The 17,261-nt window shown below is 72.7% G+C and carries 19 protein-coding genes; 14 read left to right on the top strand and 5 right to left on the bottom strand.

Annotated features, from left to right (window positions below):
* The first annotated feature begins 636 nt into the window (after positions 1 to 636).
* Both AB0A61_RS06630 and AB0A61_RS06625 read left to right on the top strand, forming a co-directional pair.
* Positions 637 to 1,461, top strand: coding sequence for an ABC transporter permease (locus AB0A61_RS06630; protein ID WP_361287090.1), 825 nt, complete (start codon positions 637 to 639; stop codon positions 1,459 to 1,461).
* 34 nt (positions 1,462 to 1,495) lie between these two features.
* A complete protein-coding gene (locus tag AB0A61_RS06625; RefSeq protein WP_361287087.1) occupies positions 1,496 to 2,200 on the top strand; it encodes an AAA family ATPase in 705 nt (234 codons plus the stop codon).
* Positions 2,201 to 2,405: 205 nt separating this feature from the next.
* On the opposite strand, the gene ybaK is transcribed toward AB0A61_RS06625, so the two are convergent.
* The 4 genes from ybaK to AB0A61_RS06605 form a co-directional block, all read right to left on the bottom strand.
* Positions 2,406 to 2,909: a Cys-tRNA(Pro) deacylase gene (gene ybaK / locus AB0A61_RS06620; RefSeq protein WP_361287084.1), complete on the bottom strand. Its 504-nt coding sequence runs from the start codon at positions 2,907 to 2,909 to the stop codon at positions 2,406 to 2,408.
* A 71-nt stretch (positions 2,910 to 2,980) separates the two neighbouring features.
* Positions 2,981 to 3,721 carry an LON peptidase substrate-binding domain-containing protein gene (locus AB0A61_RS06615; RefSeq protein WP_361287081.1) on the bottom strand — a complete coding sequence of 247 codons (741 nt, stop codon included), beginning with the start codon at positions 3,719 to 3,721 and terminating at the stop codon, positions 2,981 to 2,983.
* An 11-nt stretch (positions 3,722 to 3,732) separates the two neighbouring features.
* A complete protein-coding gene (locus tag AB0A61_RS06610; RefSeq protein ID WP_361287078.1) occupies positions 3,733 to 4,764 on the bottom strand; it encodes a hypothetical protein in 1,032 nt (343 codons plus the stop codon).
* 233 nt (positions 4,765 to 4,997) lie between these two features.
* Positions 4,998 to 6,575 (bottom strand): oxidoreductase, encoded by a 1,578-nt coding sequence (locus tag AB0A61_RS06605; protein WP_361287075.1) that lies wholly within the window; start codon positions 6,573 to 6,575, stop codon positions 4,998 to 5,000.
* Between the two features lie 193 nt (positions 6,576 to 6,768).
* Here AB0A61_RS06605 and hisD point away from each other — a divergent pair, with 193 nt between their 5' ends.
* The 10 genes from hisD (at position 6,769) to AB0A61_RS06555 (ending at position 14,582) form a co-directional block, all read left to right on the top strand.
* On the top strand, positions 6,769 to 8,121 hold the full coding sequence (gene hisD / locus AB0A61_RS06600; RefSeq protein ID WP_361287072.1) for a histidinol dehydrogenase: 1,353 nt from the start codon (positions 6,769 to 6,771) through the stop codon (positions 8,119 to 8,121).
* Entirely contained in the window at positions 8,118 to 9,233 is a 1,116-nt protein-coding gene (locus AB0A61_RS06595; protein ID WP_361287069.1) for a histidinol-phosphate transaminase, read from the top strand. Before hisD ends, AB0A61_RS06595 begins: the two co-directional genes overlap by 4 nt.
* A complete protein-coding gene (hisB, locus tag AB0A61_RS06590; RefSeq protein ID WP_361287066.1) occupies positions 9,230 to 9,823 on the top strand; it encodes an imidazoleglycerol-phosphate dehydratase HisB in 594 nt (197 codons plus the stop codon). Before AB0A61_RS06595 ends, hisB begins: the two co-directional genes overlap by 4 nt.
* A 2-nt stretch (positions 9,824 to 9,825) precedes the next feature.
* Positions 9,826 to 9,990 carry a hypothetical protein gene (locus AB0A61_RS06585; RefSeq protein WP_361287063.1) on the top strand — a complete coding sequence of 55 codons (165 nt, stop codon included), beginning with the start codon at positions 9,826 to 9,828 and terminating at the stop codon, positions 9,988 to 9,990.
* On the top strand, positions 9,987 to 10,637 hold the full coding sequence (hisH, locus tag AB0A61_RS06580; RefSeq protein WP_361287060.1) for an imidazole glycerol phosphate synthase subunit HisH: 651 nt from the start codon (positions 9,987 to 9,989) through the stop codon (positions 10,635 to 10,637). The genes AB0A61_RS06585 and hisH overlap by 4 nt, the downstream gene beginning before the upstream one ends.
* 3 nt (positions 10,638 to 10,640) lie before the next feature.
* Positions 10,641 to 11,366 (top strand): bifunctional 1-(5-phosphoribosyl)-5-((5-phosphoribosylamino)methylideneamino)imidazole-4-carboxamide isomerase/phosphoribosylanthranilate isomerase PriA, encoded by a 726-nt coding sequence (priA, locus tag AB0A61_RS06575; RefSeq protein WP_361287057.1) that lies wholly within the window; start codon positions 10,641 to 10,643, stop codon positions 11,364 to 11,366.
* Positions 11,363 to 11,764 (top strand): RidA family protein, encoded by a 402-nt coding sequence (locus AB0A61_RS06570; RefSeq protein WP_361287054.1) that lies wholly within the window; start codon positions 11,363 to 11,365, stop codon positions 11,762 to 11,764. The genes priA and AB0A61_RS06570 overlap by 4 nt, the downstream gene beginning before the upstream one ends.
* Before the next feature lie 37 nt (positions 11,765 to 11,801).
* A complete protein-coding gene (hisF, locus tag AB0A61_RS06565; RefSeq protein ID WP_361287051.1) occupies positions 11,802 to 12,557 on the top strand; it encodes an imidazole glycerol phosphate synthase subunit HisF in 756 nt (251 codons plus the stop codon).
* A gap of 134 nt (positions 12,558 to 12,691) precedes the next feature.
* Complete coding sequence (locus AB0A61_RS06560) at positions 12,692 to 13,282, top strand: helix-turn-helix domain-containing protein (RefSeq protein ID WP_361287048.1); 591 nt, start codon at positions 12,692 to 12,694, stop codon at positions 13,280 to 13,282.
* A 55-nt stretch (positions 13,283 to 13,337) separates the two neighbouring features.
* Positions 13,338 to 14,582, top strand: a complete 1,245-nt coding sequence (locus tag AB0A61_RS06555) for an MFS transporter (RefSeq protein WP_361287045.1) — start codon at positions 13,338 to 13,340, stop codon at positions 14,580 to 14,582.
* Between the two features lie 39 nt (positions 14,583 to 14,621).
* Here AB0A61_RS06555 and AB0A61_RS06550 read toward each other — a convergent pair whose 3' ends face one another.
* Positions 14,622 to 15,257 (bottom strand): TIGR03085 family metal-binding protein, encoded by a 636-nt coding sequence (locus tag AB0A61_RS06550; protein ID WP_361287042.1) that lies wholly within the window; start codon positions 15,255 to 15,257, stop codon positions 14,622 to 14,624.
* Positions 15,258 to 15,338: 81 nt separating this feature from the next.
* Here AB0A61_RS06550 and hisI point away from each other — a divergent pair, with 81 nt between their 5' ends.
* Positions 15,339 to 15,746 (top strand): phosphoribosyl-AMP cyclohydrolase, encoded by a 408-nt coding sequence (gene hisI, locus AB0A61_RS06545; RefSeq protein ID WP_361287039.1) that lies wholly within the window; start codon positions 15,339 to 15,341, stop codon positions 15,744 to 15,746.
* Positions 15,747 to 15,757: 11 nt separating this feature from the next.
* Complete coding sequence (locus tag AB0A61_RS06540; protein ID WP_361287036.1) at positions 15,758 to 17,248, top strand: anthranilate synthase component I; 1,491 nt, start codon at positions 15,758 to 15,760, stop codon at positions 17,246 to 17,248.
* Positions 17,249 to 17,261 lie beyond the last annotated feature (13 nt).

Genomic DNA, 17,261 nt, shown 5'->3' with positions numbered 1-17,261 from the left:
CCTGAGCGTGCGGGCTGTCCGTCCCGGTTTGGGCGTGCGGGCTGTCCGTCCCGGCTCGGGCGCGGGGGCTGGTCGTCTCGGCCTGAGCGTGCGGGCCGGTCGTCCCGGCCTGAGTACGGCAGCTGGTCTCCTCGGCCTGAGCGTGCGGGCTGTCCGTCCCGGTTTGGGCGTGCGGGCTGTCCGTCCCGGCTCGGGCGCGGGGGCTGGTCGTCTCGGCCTGAGCGTGCGGGCTGTCCGTCCCGGTTTGGGCGTGCGGGCTGTCCGTCCCGGTTTGGGCGTGCGGGCTGTCCGTCCCGGTTTGGGCGTGCGGGCTGTCCGTCCCGGCTCGGGCGCGGGGGCTGGTCGTCTCGGCCTGAGCGTGCGGGCCGACCGTCCCGGCCCGAGCACGCGGGCCGGCCGTCCCGGCCCGACCTCGCGAGTCGACCGACCCCGCGCGAGCACGCGGGCCGACCGACCCGGCCCGAGCACGCGGGCCGACCGTCCGGGCCCGAGTACGCGAGTCGGCCGGCCCGGTCTGAGTGAGTGGGCCGGGGGATCCGTATGGGAGCACGCGGGTGTCGGGGGGAACCTGTTTGGCGCGGTGTGCGCGGGCGATGTGCGGGTCGCGTGTGCCGCAGGGAAGAGGAGCAGTTCGACGTGAGTGTCGTACCCGCAGGCGTCCTGCCCGGCGCCGCGGCCTTGGACGACGGCGGCGCCGGGGACGCGGCAGCCGTCCTCGGGCCGCGGGCGCGGCTGTGGCCGTCCCTCGTGGCCGTCTACCGGGCGCAGCTGTCCCGGGCCCGGGTGGCGCGGATCCCGCTGCTGTTCGTGGCGACCTTCCAGTCCGTCGGCATCATGATCATGATGCGTGGCGTGGTGAGCGGCGGCGGCGAGGCCGAGTCCGTGGTGGCCGGGGCGTCGATCGTGGTCGTCGCCTACGTCGCCCTGAACCTGCTGGCGCAGTACTTCGGCCAGCTGCGGGCCACCGGCGGGCTCGACCACTACGCGACCCTGCCGGTGCCGCCCGCGGCCGTGGTCCTCGGCGCGGCAGGCGCGTACGCGTCCTTCACGGTGCCGGGCACGATCGTGACGGCCGTGTTCGGGTGCACCCTGTTCGGGCTGCCGCTGGCGAACCTCTGGGTGCTCCTGGCCGTGATCCCGCTCGCCGGTGCCGCGCTCTCCGGCCTCGGCGCCGCCTGCGGACTGCTCGCGCCGCGACCGGAACTGGCCACCCTGCTGGGCCAGTTGGGCATGTCGGCGGCGCTGCTGCTCGGCGTGCTGCCGGCCGGCCGGATGCCGGAGCCGGTGCGCCTGGCCCGCGACCTGCTGCCGTCCACGTACGGTGTGGAGGCCTACGCCCGTACCTTCGCCACGCATCCCGACTGGGCCTTCGTCGCCGGTGACCTGACCGTCTGCGCCGGGGTCGGCGTGGTCTCGCTGGCCCTCGCCACCTGGGCGTACCGGCGGGCTGCCGTCCGGTGACGCGACCGACCGACTCAACTGGCACGATGACAGGGTGACCGCTCCGTTGACTCCACCTCCGCCGCCGCACCAGCGGCCCCATCAGCCCTCCCAGTCCCCCGGGACCGCGCAGGCCCCGCACGGACAGGCCTGGCAGGTGCCGCCTGCCGGGACCGGAGCCGCCGTGGGCACCGCCTACGAACAGGACGGACCGGGGATGAAGACCGAGGTCCGGGAGGCGGCCGTGATCACGGTGGCCGTGGCGCTGGGCGGGGTCCTGCTGGGGCTGCTGTGGTGGTGGCTGGCGCCGCACGTGCCGCTGGTCGGGGACGTGGTCGGCAACAACTGGGTCGTCTACCTCAAGGACACCGAGGGCGAGCAGGCCATCGGCGTCGACGGCACGTTCACGCTGCTGGCCCTGGCGTTCGGCGTGGTGAGCGCGGTGGCCGTCTTTCTGCTGCGGCGGCGCGGGGGTGTGCCGCTGGTGGTGGCGCTGTGTGTCGGCGGGCTGCTCGGGTCACTGCTGGCCTGGCGGCTCGGGGTGTGGCTCGGGCCGGAGCACGACGTGATCGCGCACGCCAGGGCCGCGGGCAAAGGCGTGACGTTCTCGGCACCGCTCAAGCTGGCGGCGAAGGGGGCGCTGCTCGCCTGGCCGCTGGCCGCCCTGGTGGTGCACCTCGGGGTCACCGCGCTGTTCGGGCCCCGGGACCCCGAGCCGTACGACGAAGGGCCCTACGGGCCGGCCGCGCCGCCCGCGTAGGGCCCCTCCTTCGGCCCTTCCTTCCCGGGGATCTCTCGAAGCGCCGGAGCAGCCCGCGCGGGGCCGCTCCGGCGCGGGGATGACGGGCGTGGTTACGCCGGACGGTGGCCGTGGTTCGCGTGGCCCTTCTTCATGCGCCATTTGCGTTTGCGTGTTCGCTTCGACATATGTCCGTACTGCCGAAGAGGCGTCGTTCGTCGAGCGCTCACGCACGGGCGATCGGGGCCAGGGTCGCACCCGTGAGTCTGGCCAGGTCCTCGGGAGACAGCTCCACCTCCAGGCCCCTGCGGCCCGCCGAGACGCAGATCGTGCCGTGGGCAGTCGCCGAGTCGTCCACAACCGTGGGGAGCTTCTTGCGCTGGCCCAGCGGGGAGATGCCGCCGCGCACGTATCCGGTGGTGCGTTCGGCCAGCGTGGGGTCGGCCATCGCCGCGCGCTTGCCGCCGACCGCCGCCGCCAGCGCCTTCAGGTCCAGGGAGCCGGCCACCGGCACCACGGCCACCGTCAGCGTGCCGTCGACGTCCGCCACGAGCGTCTTGAAGACGCGGTCCGGGGAGACGCCCATCGCCTCGGCCGCCTCCTCGCCGTAGGAGGGGTGCGAGGGGTCGTGGTCGTAGGCGTGGATCGTGTGGTCCACGCCCGCCGAGGTCAGAGCCACCGTCGCGGGCGTTCCCCCCGCCTGCTGCTGCTTCTTCGCCTTCTTCGCCATCCCGGAGCTTTCCGCCTGTTCACCTGAGACGCCGCACGTCGGTCGTGCGACGGTCGTACGGCCGTTGGGCGTCAGTTGAGACTTGTCGGGCCGCGCGTCAGGTCCGACGCCGGCAACGACGGCAGACTACGGATGATCGCCGTCTCCGCGCGAAGCAGTTTCAGCTCGTCCCGCAGCCGGGAGGAGGTGTCCGGGGCCTGCAGCAGGCGCTGCTTGGTCGGGGTGTCCAGCATCATCGCCGCCGCCACCAGGTACGACACCACGGTCGGCTCGTCCGGCAGCTCCGCGCCGGTCGACAGCGACCGCTCCCGGGCTCCCGCCAGCCGCTTCTGGTACTGGCGGAAGGCCCGCAGCACACCCTCGGCGAGAGCGCCCGCCTCGTCCCCGGGCTCCTCCGGCAGCTCCTGCAGCTCGGCGGTCAGGAACGGGCCGCTCGCGTCGACCGACAGCAGCCGCATCCGGGTGGTACCCGTCGCCAGCACCTCGAAGGTGCCGTCGGCGCGCTCCCGGATCGTCGCCGCGTCGGCCACGCAGGCCACGCCGTGGAACGCCCGGGTCGGGTCGGTGCCGAAGCCGGCCGCGGCGCCGCGCTCGGGCAGCGCCGTCGGATCGGGCATGCCGGGGGCGCTCGGCGCCACCTCGTGCCCGTCGCGGATCGCGACGACGGCGAACCGGCGCGGTTCGTCCTCGGGGGTCTTCGCCAGGGTGCGCATCATGGCGCGATAGCGCTCCTCGAAGACGTTCAACGGGAGCACCAGCCCCGGGAACAGCACGGCGTTCAGGGGGAAGAGCGGGAGCCGGACGGTGGTCACGGCGCAAAAGCCTAATGGTCGCCGGAGCGGGCGCGTCCGGCGCGCTCACTGTGTGGATGCCTGGGGGGCCCTGTGAGGGGCGCCGCCCGGACGTCCGCGCGCAGTGTCAGGAAGAGCCCGAGGGGGTCGTCCGACACCCGGTCCCAGGGGAACGATGTGGCGCACGGGCCGATGAGCCGCAGCTGCAGGAGCGCGTCCTCCCGGCGGTCGAGCCGCACCAGGACGTACGTCAGCAGGTTGCGGACCTCGGCCGGCCAGGGGTCGGCCACCGGGAACCGGGCGGAGAGCTCGATGGCCCGGTCGGCCGCCGCGTCCAGCCGCTCATGCGGCACCTCGGGCCCGCAGCCGTCGGTCAGGTAGGCGAAGGCCGCCCGGACCGGCAGGGCCTGTACCAGCGAGCCGGCCGGGGCGTCCTGGGCCGCGAGGTCGGCGAAGTCGAAGCACTCGCGGTGGGAGCCGTGCCAGGAGGAGGCCAGGTAGCGCAGGGCCGCCACATGGCAGCCGTAGTGGTGCGGGGCGCGGCGGACCGCTGCCTGCCACAGTTCCTCGAAGTACTTGTGCCCCGCCCGCGAACCGCGTGCGTGGTCCAGCGCCACTCGCCACGGCACGGGGTCCCGGTCGTCACCGCGCGCGGCAGCCGTGATCAGGGGACTGACCTCGCGCAGCAGCTCGGCCCGCGCGGGCGAGGGCCAGGCACGGTCCACGGCGAGCTGGGCAGCGACCAGCAGGGCGTCCGGGTCGCGCGGCGCGGCGGCGCGCCAGGCCTCGAGCCACTGGGCGCGCGACCGCGCGAACGCGGCCAGCCTCGTCACGTACCGGTCGCGGTCCTCCCACTCGGCCCGCCGCCGGGTGGTGGCGAGCAGCTCGGCGGCAGCGCCGTACGCGCCCTGCGCGGCCGCGACCAGCGCCGGTCCCAGGCGTTCGTCGGGCGCGTCGAGCAGCACCTCGTCTTCGACGGCGGGCGCCGCGACGGGGTGGGACGCGATTCTTGTCATCCGGGTCACGCGGATGAACGGGGGCAGCAGAGCCATGGTGCCGACCATTGAAAGACCGCAGGTCGCGGACACGCCAGGGGGTGGGCGGAACCGGCGGAAAGTTGTACGCAGGTGGGTCAAGGACCAGTAAAGCTTGACACTTCAACAACTATGGGACATGTGGTGGCTCTGTACGGCAGCTGTGGAAGTTGTGGAACTCGTGGAAGTTGTGGAACTTGTGGAACTTGTCGATCCCGGTTCCGCCGCAGCAACCGTGCTCAGTTCCGCCGCAGCAACCGTGCTCAGTTCCGCCGCAGCAGGCGTGTCGCCCCCGCCGCCACCGTCGTCGCCAGGATCCAGCCCAGCAGGATCATCGCCGCCGCCAGCCACTGCCAGCCCCCGCGCAGCTCCCACTGGCCCGTCTGGCCCAGGTCCACGACCGGGAGAAGCAGGTCGAGGGTGAAGAGGGCGGGGTTCCACGGCGGATGTTCTCCGGGGTTGACCGCGAGATGCCCGGCGTGGGCGAACGCCAGCGAGCCGGCCGCCCACAGCACCGCCATCCACACGGCGGCCCGGCCGGGCCGGTAGCCGTAGGCGACGGTCCAGTCCTGCACGTACCCCCACAGCTGGGCGGCCGGCGGCAGGGTCTCGCGGCGGCGGCGCTGCTTGGCCAGCAGCACCTCGCGCGCGTCCTCGTCCTCGCCCGCCCCCCGCAGCACGGTCGCCAGGCGCTCGTACGGCTCCGGGTTGTACTCGGCGGTCGCCGCCGCCACCCACCCCAGGCGCTCGGTCAGCGGGAAGGGTCCCTGCGGCACGAGGTTCTCGTAGGTGAAGCCGCCCATGTGCAGACGGCCCGGGCCCGGCCAGCTGGCCGCCCGGTCGACGAGGTTGACGACCCGCGCCCCGGACAGCACGACCTTGCCGCGCTGCGGCCGCTCCCCGAGGAAGCGCAGCTCGGGCGTCTGCACCCGGCGCATCGACAGCTCCTGGTCGTCGGTGAAGGTGAACCGGGCGCGCTCGAAGTCCACCGCGTCCCCGAACCGGCCGTCGTCCAGCCGCGCTCCGCCCTGGCAGTCGAACTGCTGGATCCGTGTCCCACGCGCCGGGGTCACCCCGCTCACCAGCGGGCCGCCGACGCCCGCCGGGGTCAGGTAGAGGGTGCGCCCGACGGTCAGCTGGGGCGCGTTCAGGGCGAGCCGCGCGCCGGGATTGGCGAGCTTCGCGCCGCGCAGGCTCAGGGAGGCGCCGATCTTGGCGGTGCGCAGGCTCATCTCCCCGTGCGACTCCAGAAGATCCGCCTGGAGGTCCTGGCCGACCGTCATGCCGTCGGCGGCGATCGACCGGCCGCCGCGGTCCCGGTGCACGATCGCCTGGTTGAGCAGCAGGTCCGTCCCGATGTGCGCGTCCGTCAGCCGCACGCCGCCCGGGAAGCGGGACCGCGGCAGGTGCAGATCGCCCTCGGTGCGCACGCGGGCCGCCTCCAGCCGCGGCACCGCGCAGTCCACCAGGCGGACGGTCGTGAAGTGCGCCTCCGGTAACACGACCTCCTGCTCGAACCGGCAGCCGGTCATCTCCATGTACGGCACCACCGTGCCGCCCGCGAGGTCCAGGGCACCCGAGATCCGCAACCCGACCAGCTTCAGCGACGACACCCGCCCCGCCAGCGCGGGCGGTCCGTCGAGCAGCAGCCAGCAGACGATGCGGGCCCGCACGGTCCGCTCGGGCCCCCAGGGATGCCCGCCGTGCGGATCGTCGACCACCGCGTCGCCGCTGCGCAGGTCGTACACGCTGCCGTTGCGGAAGGCCTGCCGCATGCCGGCCTCGACGGCGGTCAGGTCGTCCGGCAGGTCCCCGTTGCGGATGCCGGCCCCCTCGGTCACGGCTCTTCCTTCCTCCCCGCTACTCGCGAGTTTCGTACAACCGTTCATGCCCGGTGGGTGACGCTCTGAACACAAGACGTGAAGCGGATCTTCCGGGTTGCAGCGCGGACCTGTCCCGGCGGCCGGCTGGGTTCTGTATCAGCCATTGATACGGGCCAACAGCGCCGGACGGCGGTCTGAGAGAATTGACACCGTGATCTCCCGAATCGATCTGCGCGGCGACGCCCTTCCCGAGGGCCCCGCCCTGCGTGACCTGCTGCCCCGAGCCGACTTCGACGTAGCGGCCGCCCTGGAGAAGGTGCGTCCGATCTGCGAGGCCGTGCATCATCGTGGCGACGCGGCGCTGATCGACTTCGCCGAGAAGTTCGACGGCGTACGTCTGGAGTCGGTCCGGGTCCCGGCCCGGGCCCTCGAGGACGCGCTGGAGCAGCTCGACCCGGACGTGCGCGCGGCCCTGGAGGAGTCCATCCGGCGGGCCCGGCTCGTGCACCGCGAGCAGCGCCGCGCCACGCACACCACGCAGGTCGTTCCCGGTGGCTCGGTGACCGAGAAGTGGGTACCGGTCGAGCGCGTCGGCCTGTACGCGCCCGGCGGCCGGTCGGTCTACCCGTCGTCCGTGGTCATGAACGCCGTGCCCGCCCAGGAGGCCGGCGTCGAGTCGATCGCGCTCGCCTCCCCGCCCCAGGCCGAGTTCGGCGGCCTGCCGCACCCGACGATCCTCGCCGCCTGCGCCCTGCTCGGCGTCGACGAGGTGTACGCGGCCGGTGGCGCCACCGCCGTGGCGATGTTCGCGCACGGCACCGAGTCCTGCCCGCCCGCCGCCATGGTCACCGGGCCCGGCAACATCTGGGTCGCCGCCGCCAAGCGCTACTTCACCGGCAGGATCGGCATCGACGCCGAGGCGGGCCCGACCGAGATCGCGGTCCTCGCCGACTCCACCGCCGACCCGGTGCACGTCGCCGCCGACCTGATCAGCCAGGCCGAGCACGACCCGCTGGCCGCCGCGGTGCTGGTCACCGACTCCGTCGAGCTGGCGGACGCGGTGGAGAAGGAGCTGGAGCCGCAGATCGCCGCCACCAAGCACGTCGAGGACCGGATCCGGCCGGCCCTGTCCGGCAGGCAGTCCGCGATCGTGCTGGTCGACGGCCTCGACGAGGGCCTCAGGGTGGTCGACGCCTACGGCGCCGAGCACCTGGAGATCCAGACGGCCGACGCGGCCGCGGTCGCCGGCCGGGTGAAGAACGCCGGCGCGATCTTCGTCGGCCCCTGGGCGCCCGTCTCCCTCGGCGACTACGCGGCTGGTTCCAACCACGTGCTGCCGACCGGCGGCTGCGCCTGCCACTCCTCGGGTCTGTCCGTCCAGTCCTTCCTGCGCGGCATCCACATCGTCGACTACACGAAGGACGCCCTCGCCGAGGTCGCCCACCACGTGGTGACGCTGGCGGAGGCGGAGGACCTGCCGGCGCACGGCGCGGCGGTCAAGGCCCGTTTCGCCTCGGGCGGGCAGATTGGGCAGAGCGGTGGGAAGGTGCCTGAGAGCAAGTGAGCTTCGGAATCGACGACCTTCCCGTACGGGACGAGCTGCGCGGCAAGTCCCCCTACGGCGCGCCCCAGCTGGACGTCCCCGTACGGCTGAACACCAACGAGAACCCCTACCCGCTGCCCGAGCCGCTGGTCGAGCGGATCGCCGAGCGGGTGCGTGAGGCGGCCCGGAACCTCAACCGCTACCCGGACCGGGACGCGGTCGAGCTGCGCACCGAGCTCGCCAAGTACCTGACCAGGACGGGCGGCCACCCGGTCGGCCTGGAGAACGTCTGGGCGGCCAACGGCTCCAACGAGGTCATCCAGCAACTGCTGCAGACCTTCGGCGGACCGGGCCGCACCGCGATCGGCTTCGAGCCGTCGTACTCCATGCACGCGCTCATCGCGCGCGGCACGGGGACGGGCTGGATCTCCGGGCCGCGCAACGACGACTTCACCATCGACCTCGCCGCCGCCGAGCAGGCGATCGCCGCGCACCGGCCGGACGTCGTCTTCGTCACCACCCCCAACAACCCCACCGGCAACGCGGTGGCGCCCGAGACGGTCCTCGCGCTGTACGACGCCGCGCAGGCGGCCAAGCCGTCCATGGTGATCCTGGACGAGGCGTACATCGAGTTCAGCCACGGCCGCTCGCTGCTGCCGCTGCTGGCGGGCCGGCCGCACCTGGTCGTCTCCCGCACGATGTCCAAGGCCTTCGGCGCCGCCGGGCTGCGCCTGGGCTACCTCGCCGCGCACCCGGCGGTGGTGGACGCCGTCCAGCTGGTCCGGCTGCCCTACCACCTGTCCGCGGTCACGCAGGCGACCGCGCTGGCCGCCCTCGAACACACCGACACGCTGCTGAAGTACGTCGAGCAGCTGAAGTCCGAGCGGGACCGCCTGGTCGGCGAACTGCGCGCGATCGGCTACGACGTCACCGAGTCGGACGCCAACTTCATCCAGTTCGGGCGGTTCGCCGACGCCCGCGCGGCCTGGCAGAAGATCCTCGACCGGGGCGTCCTGGTACGCGACAACGGCGTACCGGGATGGCTGCGGGTCACCGCCGGGACCCCGGCCGAGAACGACGCGTTCCTCGATGCGGTACGCGACCTCAGCAAGGAACAGGAGCAGAGCGGATGAGCCGCGTCGGGCGCGTGGAGCGCACCACCAAGGAGACCTCGGTCGTCGTCGAGATCGACCTCGACGGCACCGGACGGACCGACATCGCCACCGGTGTCGGCTTCTACGACCACATGCTCGACCAACTCGGCCGGCACGGTCTGTTCGACCTGACCGTGAAGACCGAGGGCGACCTGCACATCGACTCGCACCACACCATCGAGGACACCGCCCTCGCCCTCGGCGCCGCCTTCCGGCAGGCGCTCGGCGACAAGGTGGGGATCTACCGCTTCGGCAACTGCACGGTGCCCCTGGACGAGTCGCTCGCCCAGGTCACCGTCGACCTCTCGGGCCGCCCGTACCTCGTGCACACCGAGCCCGAGAACATGGCGCCGATGATCGGCGAGTACGACACCACGATGACCCGGCACATACTGGAGTCCTTCGTCGCCCAGGCCCAGATCGCGCTGCACGTGCACGTGCCCTACGGGCGCAACGCGCACCACATCGTCGAGTGCCAGTTCAAGGCGCTGGCCCGGGCCCTGCGCTACGCCAGCGAGCGCGACCCGCGCGCCGCCGGCATCCTGCCTTCCACGAAGGGCGCCCTGTAGACATGAACGGTCTGTCCACGGTTCTGATCGTCGTCGGCCTCTTTCTGGTCGGCGGCATCATCTCCTTCGTCAAGCAGAAGATGCCCAGGAGCCTGATCGTGCTGCTCTCCATCGGGGCGGCCATGTGTCTCGTCGCGGGCGTCATGCGGCTGGAGGTGTGGAATTGAGCGCCCCTGGAGCCGGCAAGAAGGTCGTGGTCTTCGACTACGGCTTCGGCAACGTGCGGTCCGCCGAGCGTGCCCTGGCGCGCGCGGGCGCCGACGTCGAGATAACCCGTGACTTCGACAGGGCCATGAACGCGGACGGTTTGCTGGTGCCCGGCGTCGGCGCCTTCGCCGCCTGCATGAAGGGCCTGAAGGACGCGCGCGGGGACTGGGTCATCGACCGCCGGCTGTCCGGCGGGCGCCCGGTGATGGGCATCTGCGTCGGTATGCAGATCCTGTTCGCGCGCGGCATCGAGCACGGCGTCGAGGCCGAGGGCCTCGACGAGTGGCCCGGCACGGTCGAGCCGCTCCAGGCCGACGTCGTGCCCCACATGGGCTGGAACACCGTCGAAGCCCCGGCCGACTCAGAGCTGTTCGCCGGCCTCGACGCCGACGCGCGGTTCTACTTCGTGCACTCCTACGCCGTCCACGACTGGAACCTCGAAGTCCAGAGCCCGGCCATGCACCCCCCGAAGGTCACCTGGGCGACACACGGCAAGCCCTTCGTGGCCGCCGTGGAGAACGGCGCCCTGTGGGCCACGCAGTTCCACCCCGAGAAGTCCGGCGACGCCGGAGCGCAGCTGCTCACCAACTGGATCGGAACCCTGTAGACCATGGCCAAGCTCGAACTCCTCCCCGCCGTCGACGTCCGCGACGGCCAGGCCGTCCGCCTCGTGCACGGCGAGTCCGGGACCGAGACGTCCTACGGCTCCCCGCTGGATGCCGCCCTGGCCTGGCAGCGCTCGGGCGCCGAGTGGCTGCACCTGGTCGACCTGGACGCCGCGTTCGGCACCGGCGACAACCGGGAGCTGATCGCCGAGGTCGCCGGGGCGATGGACATCAAGGTGGAGCTGTCCGGCGGCATCCGCGACGACGCCTCGCTCGCCGCCGCCCTCGCCACCGGCTGCACCCGCGTGAACCTCGGCACGGCCGCCCTGGAGACCCCGGACTGGGTCGCCGAGGTCATCGCCGAGCACGGCGACAAGATCGCCGTCGGCCTCGACGTCCGCGGCACGACCCTGCGCGGCCGCGGCTGGACCCGGGACGGCGGCGACCTGTACGAGACGCTGGAGCGCCTCGACAAGGAGGGCTGCGCCCGCTACGTGGTCACCGACATCGCCAAGGACGGCACGCTTCAGGGCCCCAACCTGGAGCTGCTGCGCAACGTGTGCGCGGCCACCGACCGCCCGGTGGTCGCCTCCGGCGGGGTGTCCTCCCTGGACGACCTGCGGGCCATCGCCGGGCTCGTGCCGCTCGGTGTCGAGGGCGCCATCGTCGGGAAGGCCCTGTACGCGAAGGCGTTCACTCTGGAAGAGGCCCTGGAGGCTGTGTCGTCATGACGTCGGATGCCGTACGGCGCGTGCAGAGCGGAAATCCCTGGGAAGAGAGTTTCGGTTTCGCGCGCGCCGTCGCGGCGGGCGACCGGGTGCTGGTGGCGGGCACGACGGCCTTCCGGGGCGATGTGCTCTACGGGGAGGGCGACCCCTACGAACAGGCCAAGGTGGCCTTCGCCGGTGCCCTCGAGGCGATCGCCGAGTTCGGGCTCGGGCCCGAGTCGGTGATCAGGACCCGCATGTACCTGACGCATCAGCGGGACGTCGACGAGGTGGGCCGGGCCCACCGGGAACTCTTCGACGCGGTGCGCCCGGCCGCGACGTTGCTGGTCGTGGAGGGCTTCGTCGACCCGCGCACGCTGGTGTCGGTGGAGCTGGAGGCCTACAGGGGTCAGAGCCTGTGAGGCAGCAGGAATCACTTTCGTAAGGAGCCGTGGATTCATGACCCTGGCGGTCCGAGTCATCCCCTGCCTGGACGTGGACAACGGCCGGGTCGTCAAGGGCGTCAACTTCCAGAACCTGCGCGACGCGGGCGACCCCGTCGAGATGGCCAAGGTGTACGACGCCGAGGGCGCCGACGAGCTGACGTTCCTGGACATCACCGCGTCCTCGGGCAACCGTGAGACGACGTACGACGTGGTGCGCCGCACCGCCGAGCAGGTGTTCATCCCGCTGACGGTCGGCGGCGGGGTCCGCACGGCCGAGGACGTGGACCGGCTGCTGCGGGCGGGCGCCGACAAGGTGGGCGTGAACACCGCGGCGATCGCCCGGCCCGAGCTGATCCGGGAGATCGCCGAGCGCTTCGGCCGCCAGGTGCTGGTCCTCTCGGTGGACGCCCGGCGTACGGAGTCGGGTTCGTTCGAGGTGACCACCCACGGCGGCCGCCGCGGCACCGGCATCGACGCGGTGGAGTGGGCGCACCGGGCGGCCGAACTGGGCGCGGGGGAGATCCTGCTCAACTCCATGGACGCCGACGGCACCAAGGACGGCTACGACCTGGAGATGATCGCGGCCGTGCGCAAGCACGTGTCCGTCCCGGTGATCGCCTCCGGCGGCGCCGGCCGGCTGGCCGACTTCCCGCCGGCCGTCGCCGCGGGCGCCGACGCGGTCCTGGCGGCGTCCGTCTTCCACTTCGGCGACCTGCGGATCGGCCAGGTGAAGCAGACCCTTCGCGAGGCGGGACACCCCGTGCGCTGACGCCGTACCGGGCCGGGGCCCCGGTCGCCTTCGGGCGGCCGGGGCCTTTTCGCGGGCAGCTGCGACAGTGTTGCGAAAGAGAAGTTGCGCAAATTCAATTGCGCAGTTTTTCTTTCCTATCTAGCTTGGGTGTCATGGGCAACAAGGAGCGGGACCGCCGCATCACCGACCTGGGCACGCTCAAGGCGCTGGCCCACCCGCTGCGGATGAAGCTGTACCGGGGGCTGATCGTCGCGCGCGCGGCGACCGCCTCACAGCTCGCCGAACAGGTCGACGAGGCCGTCTCCCTGGTCAGCTACCACCTGCGCAAGCTCGCCGAGTACGGGCTGATCGAGGAAGCCGAACCCCGCAGCACGGACAGCCGGGAACGCTGGTGGGAGCCCGCGTCCGACGGAGTCAGCATCCGCGACGAGGACTTCCGCGACGCGCCCGAGAAGGCGGCCGCCCACACGGCGGCCAGTCGCCTCTTCTTCGAGCAACGGGCCGAGATGTACCGGCGCTACCTGGACGAACGGGTGCATTGGGGCCCCGAGTGGAACCGCGCCGCCGAATCCGCGGAATCCCTGCTGCGGCTGACCCCCCGGGAACTGCTGGAGCTGGTCAGGGATTTGCAGGCCCTGCTGCGCAGGTACGAGGAGCGCGGCCGGTCCGCCGACGGGGCCGCGCACACCGAGGGCCGGGAGAACGTCGCCGTGCACCTGAACGCCTTCCCCTTCCGTGTCTGAACACCGGCCCGGGCCTCGCCCGGTCCGCGGTATGCGCCCCGAGAGGACCCGCCGCATGACCGTCACCGCCGTACGCCCGGCCCGCGCCGCGGATCGGCCCGCCCACCGCGATCCGAACGTGTTGCGCTGGCTGGGCGCCTACACCTCGTCCGCGATGGGCGACAGCGTCTACTTCATCGCACTGTCCTGGGCCGCCGTACGAGCCGGGACGCCCGCCGAGGCGGGGCTCGTGACGGCCGTCGGCGCAGTGCCGAGGGCCCTGCTGATGCTCGGCGGCGGAGTGGTCGCGGACCGGTACGGTCCGCGCCGGGTGGTCATCGGCAGCAGCACGGTGCGCTGCGCCCTCGTGGTCGCCGCGGCCCTGCTGCTCCTTTGCGCGAGTCCGGGGCTGTGGGTGCTGGCCGTGGTGGCGGTCCTCTTCGGCGTCGTCGACGCCGTCTTCCTGCCCGCCGCGGGTGCCCTCCCCGCCCGGATCACCACACCGGCCCAACTCGCCCGGGTCCAGGGCATGCGGGGCCTTGCCACCCGGCTCGCCACCGTCCTCGGCGGGCCGCTCGGTGGGCTCGGTGTCGCGCTCGGCGGCACCGCGGGCGCTTTCGGGCTCGCCGCACTGCTGATCGGTCTCTCCCTGCCGGTTCTGCCGACCCTCCGCGTCGCGGCACTGCCCGAGGACGCCCGAAGGGCGCGGAACGGCGCCCTGGTGGAGTTGCGCGACGGCTTCCGCCAGATACGCCGCAAGCCCGTCCTGCGCGTGCTGGTGCTCGTCATCGCCCTGAGTGACCTCGGCTTCGTGGGTCCGATGAACCTCGGGCTGACCCTGCTGTCGCAGCAGCGCGGCTGGGGGTCGTCCGGTATGGGCTGGGTGCTTGCCGGGTTCGGGATCGGTGCCGGAACCGCCTCACTGCTGCTCGCCGTGCGCGGCCGGCTGCCCCACGCCGGGGCGGCCCTGGCGGCGTCGGAGATCGCGGGCGCGGTGGCGATCGGCGGATTCGGCCAGGTGCCGACCGTGGCCGCGGGAACCGGCGTGGCCCTGCTGATCGGCCTGCTGGCCGGGCTGGGCGGGGCCCTGAGCGGGGCACTGGTGCAGGCCACGGCGGACCCCGCCTACGTGGGGCGGGTCACCGCCGTCTCCACCCTCGTCAGCTTCGGTGTCGCGCCTCTGACGTTCCCGCTGATCGGCGCGGCCGTGGAGCGGTGGGGGACCGGCCCCGTCTTCGCGGGCTGCGCCGGCGTGTGCGCCCTCGGCGGGCTTCTCGCCCTCGGTTCCGCCCCACTCCGCCAGGCAGAACTCCCGCACTGAGCCCCACCGGCCCAGGCCGGGCCGGTCGCCGCGGGATGGTCAGATTCCGAGTTGCTTGGCCTGCTGCAGGGTCGTGATCGCGTCCTTGTCGCCGTCCAGTTCGACGTGCGCCGCGCTCTGCCGGCCGAAGGCGAACAGCAGCAGTTCCGACGGCTCGCCGGTGACCGTGACCACCGGTGCGCCCCGGTGTGCCACGGCGGTCTGGCCGTCGGGGCGGCGCAGGACCAGGCCGGTCGGAATGCCCCGGCCCAGCAGCCGGGCGGTGCGCTCCAGGCGGGACCACAGGGTCTCCTGGAAGACCGGGTCGAGCTCACGCGGCGACCAGTCCGGCTGGGCACGCCGGACGTCCTCCGTGTGGACGAAGAACTCGACGGTGTTGGCCGCCTCGTCGATCTGCTTGAGCTGGAAGGGTGAGAAGCGCGGCGGTCCGGTACGGATCAGCCGGATCAGCTCCTCGTACGGCTTCACCGCGTACTCCGCCATGACCTTTTCCAGACGGGGCGCCAGCTGCTTGATCAGCTGGCCCCCGGCCGCGTCGGGGCGGCGCTCGCGCACCACCACGTGCGCGGCGAGATCGCGGGTGCGCCAGCCCTCGCAGAGGGTCGGAGCATCCGGACCGGCGGTTTCCAAGAGGTCCGCGAGCAGAAGCCGTTCACGCTTGGCGAAGGTCGACATGGAGTCAGCCTACGACCGCGTACCGGCTCCGCCCACCCGTCAGCGGCCGCCGCGCCCCGTACCGCGCGGCACAATGGCCCCATGACCAGTACGCCCCTGCCCAGCAGTCTCGCCCCCGAGATCGCCGCCCGCCTCAAGCGCAGCGCCGACGGTCTCCTGCCCGCCATCGCCCAGCAGTACGACACCGGTGAGGTGCTGATGCTCGGCTGGATGGATGACGAGGCGCTGCACCGCACGCTGACGACCGGCCGCTGCACGTACTGGTCGCGCAGCCGCCAGGAATACTGGGTCAAGGGCGACACCTCCGGGCACCTGCAGTACGTCAAGTCCGTCGCCCTCGACTGCGACGCCGACACCGTCCTCGTCCAGGTCGACCAGGTCGGCGCCGCCTGCCACACCGGTGCCCGCACCTGCTTCGACGCCGACGTCCTGCTGACGGACGCCGATTCCGGCGCCCCGGGGGCGAGCTCGGAAGACCGGGATCAGTAGGGTCGGCCGCCATGGACCTCGAGACGTTCCGCAAACTGGCCACCGACCGCCGCGTCATCCCGGTCACGCGCAAGCTCCTCGCCGACGGCGACACCCCGGTCGCGCTCTACCGCAAGCTCGCCGCCGAACGCCCCGGCACGTTCCTGCTGGAGTCCGCGGAGAACGGCCGATCGTGGTCCCGGTACTCCTTCGTCGGCGTGCGCAGCACCGGCACGCTCACCGAGCGGGACGGCCAGGCCCACTGGCTCGGCACCCCGCCGGCCGGCGTCCCCGCCGAGGGCGACCCGCTGGCCGCCCTGCGGGCCACCGTCGAAGCCCTGCACACGCCGCGCGACCTCGCCCACGACCTGGGCCTGCCGCCCTTCACCGGCGGCATGGTCGGCTACCTGGGCTACGACATCGTGCGCCGCCTGGAGAAGATCGGCCCCGGCGAGCGGGACGACCTGAAGCTGCCCGAGCTGACCATGCTGCTCACCTCCGACCTCGCCGTACTCGACCACTGGGACGGCACGGTCCTGCTGATCGCCAACGCGATCAACCACAACGACCTCGACACCGGCGTCGACGAGGCCCACGCCGACGCCGTGGCCCGCCTGGACGCCATGGAGGCGGACCTGTCCCGTCCGGTCGCCCAGCCGCCGGCCGTCCTGCCGCCCTCCGAACTGCCCGAGTACACCGCCCGGTGGGGAGGCAAGGACTTCCAGGAGGCCGTCGAGGACGTCAAGGAACGCATCCGCGCGGGCGAGGCCTTCCAGGTCGTCCCTTCGCAGCGTTTCGAAACACCCTGCACGGCAAGCGCGTTGGACGTCTACCGGGTGCTGAGGGCGACCAACCCCTCCCCGTACATGTACCTCTTCCGCTTCGACGGCTTCGACGTCGTCGGCTCGTCCCCCGAGGCGCTGGTGAAGGTCGAGGACGGGCAGGCCATGGTGCACCCCATCGCCGGCACCCGGCCCCGGGGCACCACGCCCCAGGAGGACCAGGCCCTCGCCGAGGAACTGCTGGCCGACCCCAAGGAGCGGGCCGAGCACCTCATGCTCGTCGACCTGGGCCGCAACGACCTGGGCCGGGTCTGCGAGCCGGGGTCCGTCGAGGTCGTCGACTTCATGTCCATCGAGCGGTACTCGCACGTCATGCACATCGTCTCGACGGTGACCGGGCGAGTCGCCCAGGACCGCACCGCCTTCGACGTGCTGACGGCCTGTTTCCCGGCCGGCACCCTGTCCGGCGCGCCGAAGCCGCGCGCGATGCAGATCATCGACGAACTGGAGCCGTCCCGGCGGGGGCTGTACGGCGGCTGCGTCGGCTACCTCGACTTCGCCGGCGACTCCGACACCGCCATCGCCATCCGCACGGCCCTGCTGCGCGATGGCACGGCCCACGTCCAGGCGGGGGCCGGCATCGTGGCCGACTCCGACCCGGTCGCGGAGGACACCGAGTGCCGCAACAAGGCGGCGGCCGTCCTCCGCGCGGTGCACACCGCGAACCGCCTGAGCCAGTAGGGCGCTTCTCACG

The organism is Streptomyces sp. NPDC046197, assembly GCF_040646295.1.
Classification (GTDB): Bacteria; Actinomycetota; Actinomycetes; order Streptomycetales; family Streptomycetaceae; genus Streptomyces.
This window is presented reverse-complemented; position numbering and strand designations above follow the sequence as displayed.